General features: G+C 66.1%; 3 protein-coding genes. All 3 read right to left on the bottom strand.

Annotated elements, in window-relative coordinates; translation table 11 throughout:
- Positions 1–127: 127 nt before the first annotated feature.
- Positions 128–2,164 carry a glucose PTS transporter subunit IIA gene (locus RWX45_RS08350; protein WP_316023270.1) on the bottom strand — a complete coding sequence of 679 codons (2,037 nt, stop codon included), beginning with the start codon at positions 2,162–2,164 and terminating at the stop codon, positions 128–130.
- 12 nt (positions 2,165–2,176) lie between these two features.
- Positions 2,177–3,910: an alpha,alpha-phosphotrehalase gene (locus tag RWX45_RS08345; RefSeq protein WP_316023269.1), complete on the bottom strand. Its 1,734-nt coding sequence runs from the start codon at positions 3,908–3,910 to the stop codon at positions 2,177–2,179.
- Between the two features lie 161 nt (positions 3,911–4,071).
- Complete coding sequence (locus RWX45_RS08340; RefSeq protein WP_316023268.1) at positions 4,072–4,656, bottom strand: hypothetical protein; 585 nt, start codon at positions 4,654–4,656, stop codon at positions 4,072–4,074.
- Positions 4,657–4,775: the final 119 nt, after the last annotated feature.

Genomic DNA, 4,775 nt, shown 5'->3' with positions numbered 1-4,775 from the left:
GTCCCGCACCCGAGCGCAGCGTCCCGGCACCGCGGCAACCGGTCTCGGCGCGTAACAAGTGCCGGTCTCGGCACGTCATAAGTGCCGGTCTCGGCGCGTAACAAGTGCCGGTTTCGGCGAAGGGCGGTTACCGGGCGACCGGTTCGCGGTTGCCCAGCCGAACCTTCTCCACCGTGCGTTCGGTTTCGAAGTCGGATTCTTTAAAGCCGAAGAAGAAGGTGGTCAGGAAGGACACCAGCAGGGTCACGATCGAGGCCACCCAGAAACCGGTGAAAGAGCCGTCGATTCCCTCCGGGTTGATGAAAGAGGGGAATCCCACGAACGCGCCGGTGAAACCCCACATGTTGACGTCCATGAGGCCGGTCACGAGCCCTCCAACGGCGCCGCCGATGGAGGCGGTGATGAAGACGCGACCGTACTTGAGGTTGAGACCGTACATGGCGGGCTCGGTCACCCCGCACATGGCGGAGATCGTGGCCGGGCCGGCCAGACGCTTAACGCGTGGACTCTTGGCCTTCACCCACAGCGCCAGAGCACCGCCACCCTGGGCGATCATCGATACCGACACAATGGCATTGAGCGGAGAGAAGCCGGGATCGGCGATCTGCTGGGAGATGATCGGGATGACCGCCCAGTGCAGGCCGAAGATGACCAGGCACTGGTAGAAGCCGCCGATAATGAGGCCGGCAATTGGGTAGGACAGCCCCAGGATCGCGTTAATGCCAGCGGCCAGGGCACCGGAGATCGTCATGACGATCGGACCGAAGACCACGAGCACGAGCGCAGAGACGATGAAGATCTCCAGCAGCGGCGCGAAGATGGACCGCACCACGGCGGGAATCCAGCTCTTGAGCCAGGGCTCGATCTTGCTGGCCAGCCAGGCGGCCACAATGACGGGGAAGATCGAGTAGGCGTAGGCGTTCCCCTCGGGCAGGGAGACCGGGATGCCGAAGAACTCCGCGTTGAAGACGGTGCGGCCGATCTGCGCGTAGATGGTGTAGCCCTCGGCACTGGAATCCGCCATGGAGACAACCGACGGGTAGACGAGCACCCCGCCAATAATGGCGACGATGATGGGGTCGGCGCCCAGTCGCCGGGCTGAGGTGAAGCCGATAACGATCGGCAGGAAGTAGAACATGGAGTCGGCCATGGCGCTGATGAACGTGTAGGTCGACGTGTTGGAACTGATGACGTCGAACTGGGTGAGCAGCGCCAGCAGGCCCTTGAGGATGCCGGAGGCGGCCAGCACCCCGATAACCGGGATCATGGATCCGGTAATGACGCCGATGAGGGAGGAGAAGCCGTACTTGACCCAGCCGATCGGAGTGGTCGGCTTCGGGGCGGCGGGGGCCGTTTCCTCTGATTCCTCCGACAGACTGGGCAGCTGCTTGATGATGGCATCGTAGACGTCGTCGACGGTGGCGCCGATGACGACCTGGTACTGGCCGCCGGCACGGGCGACGTCAATGACGCCCTCAATATCGGTGACGGCTGCGTCATCGGCGAGGGACTCATCGTTGAGATAGAAGCGCACCCGGGTGATGCAGTGGATGGCGGAGCGGATATTGTCCGGCCCGCCGACGCCAGCGATGATGTCGTGAGCGGTCGCGTCGAAACCGGTCAGACCACCGGCGGCTGCGGGAGGCGCGGCGCCGTCGGCGGTGGGGGCTGCGGCCTTGTCAGCGGTGGGGGCCGATGCGAAGGTGGCGGTGGCCACCTGGGCGCCGACGGTGGCGGTGCCGGTGGTCACGTCGCAGGTGGCCAGGGTCGCGGCGGAGTTGGTGATGGCGACAATGGTGGTCGTGTCCTTGCCGGCTGCGGTGATGGCCGCGAGGTCCATGACGCCCAGGGGATCACCGGCGTTGACGCTCTGGCCGACGGCGGTGGTCAGGCGGAACGGCTTGCCTTCAAGCTCGACGGTGTCCACTCCCAGGTGCAGGAGGACCTCCAGGCCATCGGGGGTATTGATGCCGACGGCGTGGCCGGTCTCGGCCACCATGCTGACGACGCCGGATACCGGAGCGACGACGTCGCCGGCGGTGGGGACGACGCCGAAGCCCTCGCCCAGTGCCCCGGAGGAAAACACGGGGTCGGGGACGGCAGCGAGGGCAACGACCTCCCCGGCGACGGGGGCGACGAGCACCGTGACTGGTGCGGTGGACATGGAGTGCTCCTCTCAGTTCCGGGTCGGAGTGCGGACAATGACGGCCAGCGCCTCGTAGGGTGACAGGGTCATGACCGAGGTGAGCGGACGTTCGGGATAGTTCCCGATGAGTACTTCCCCGGCGAGGAACTCGGGGGGAATCTCAACCGTGGTCGCATAGCCACGGAAGCTGGTCAGGACGAGCAGCCGCGTTGCGGCGGTGTCCGCCGGAACGGGGGCGCCTGGGGCGTCGTGCTCGCCCCCGGGGGCGAGCGTACGGATGTAGGCGAAGACGTCGGGGCTGTCCAGCGCCCAGGGCGCGTAGTCGCCGTCGGCGATAACCGGCTCGGTTTTGCGTAGTTTCACCAGACGCCGGTAGTAGGGCAGGATCCTGCCCTCCGCCTCCTCGGCAGCAACGTTGATGACGGCCTGGTTGGTGGGACGCAGCCAGGGGGTGCCGGATGTGAAGCCGGCGCCCGGGGTGGCGTCCCATTGCATGGGGGTGCGGGCGTTGTCTCGCGCCTTGGCATGGACGATGGCGAAGGCCTCCGCCTCGCTGCGCCCGGCCGCTATCAGCTCGGCATAGGCGCCCAGGGCCTCGATGTCCACGTAGTCCTCGATGCGGGTGTAGGCGGGGTCGGTCATGCCCAACTCCTCGCCCATGTAGATGTAGGGGGTGCCGCGCAACAGATGAATAGCGGTGGCCAGCATGGTGGCGGACTCGTAGTGGTAGTGAACCGGGTCGCCAAAACGGTTGAGAGCGCGTGGCTGGTCATGGTTGTTCCAGAACAAGGCGTTCCAGCCGCCTCCGGCCTGGAGTCCGAGCGCCCAGTCGTTCAGCAGTCGTTTGAGCTCGACGATGTCTGGGGCGGCGCGGGTCCACTTACGGCCTTGGGCGTAGTCGACCTTGAGATGGTGGAAGTTGAAGACCATGGACAGTTCACGCCGCGCGGGCGCGGTGTAGTCGACGCAGGCGGCGATGCTCGTGGAGGACATCTCCCCGACCGTGACGGAATCCGAGTCCCGGCCAAAGCTGGCCAGACGCAGTTCTCGCAGATAGTCGTGTACCAGCGGCCCGTCGGTGTACATGAGCCGGTCATCCGTACCGGCGGGGGCGTCTTCCAGGGGCTCGGTCTTGCCGATGAGGTTGATGACGTCAAATCGAAAGGCCCGCACCCCGTGGGAGCGCCAGAAGTTAATAACCTCGGCGGCACGGGCACGGACCTCGGGATTGTGCCAATCGAGATCAGCCTGTCCCGGATCGAACAGGTGGAGGTAATACTCGCCTCCCCGGGGGCGGCCGACGTCGTCGAGCGGCCCGAAGGGGGCCCAAGCCGGACCGCCGAATTTGGATCCCCAATTCGTGGGCAGGGAACCGTCGTCGCGGGCGGGACGAATGTAGAAGAAGTCGCGGTAGCGCTGCTCACCGGCCAGGGCGCGGCGGAACCACTCGTGTTCAGTGGACACGTGGTTGAGGACCATGTCGAGCATGGGACTGATGCCGTGAGCCGCCAGCGCGGCAACGAGCTCATCGAAATCACCCATGGTGCCCATGGCAGGATCGACCGCGCAATAGTCGGCGACATCGTAGCCATTGTCCCTGCCCGGTGAGGGGTAAAAGGGGTTGAGCCAGACGTAGTCGACGCCCAGGAACGCGATATACGGCACCTTCTCGATAATGCCGCGTAAATCGCCGACGCCGTCGCCCGTGGTGTCGCGGAACGACTTCGGATAAACCTGATAGACGACGGCGTCGTGGAAACTCATGAGGCGTCCCTTGCCTGATCACGCTGTCGCATCGCCGCGACAACTTTCACATACAAGTACACACCTATGACGTGTTCGTGGCAACCCCCTACGGCAGCGGCAACGTTCGCGCCTCCAGACAGTTGGCGTTCAAAGCGGCGAGATGCCGCAGATGTGAAGCCTCAGGCCGAGGTGCTCTCGTTCTGCAGCACGCCCGTGCTGTCCTCGTCTTCGGAGGTCGTGCCGCCGCCCGAGTCGTCGCTTGAGCCGTCATCGGGGGTGGTGCGCCCGCCGCCACCAGAGCCGTCGGGCATCTGGCCGCCGGGCATCTGACCCGGACCGCCGTCGGGCATCTGGCCGCCTCCGCCGGGGCCGCCCTGGCCGGGATCGAAATCGCCCTGCTCCACCACCGCCGGGGTATCGGGGCTGAGCACCTCATGGGCGGCCCAGCCCGCGCCGAATGACGCCGCGACGATGGCGATACCGCCAACGACGGCCACCCAGGTGCGGCGGTACCAGGGGCGCTTCTTCATTCGCGCTGTGCCGGCGGCGGGCACAGCCGCAGCTGCGTCCTGTCCGGGAGCCTGCGCCGGCGGCAATGTCGTGGTCGCAGCCGCATCGACGTGCGGCGCCCCGGCCCCCTCCCCGGCAGGTGCCGCGGTGTCCGCCGTATATTGCTCGGTCGCGGCAGTTTGCTCGGTCGCGGTGGTGTCCTCGACGGGGATAGGGGTGGTCTCCTCGTGGCTGTCAGGCCTGGGCTCGGTCATCTGAGTCCTTCCGGTACGTGGTCTAAGTCAACCCCGGTCAATCGGGGCGAGGACGACGCTAAGAACCGAGCCTGAACCTCCCAGGAACCGGGGCTGTGCCAGAGCTGTGCATCCGGCCC

It is taken from the genome of Actinomyces sp. MRS3W (assembly GCF_032465695.1).
GTDB lineage: Bacteria > Actinomycetota > Actinomycetes > Actinomycetales > Actinomycetaceae > Actinomyces.
The sequence above is the reverse complement of the archived record's forward strand: the minus strand, read 5'-3'. Positions and strand labels throughout refer to the sequence as shown.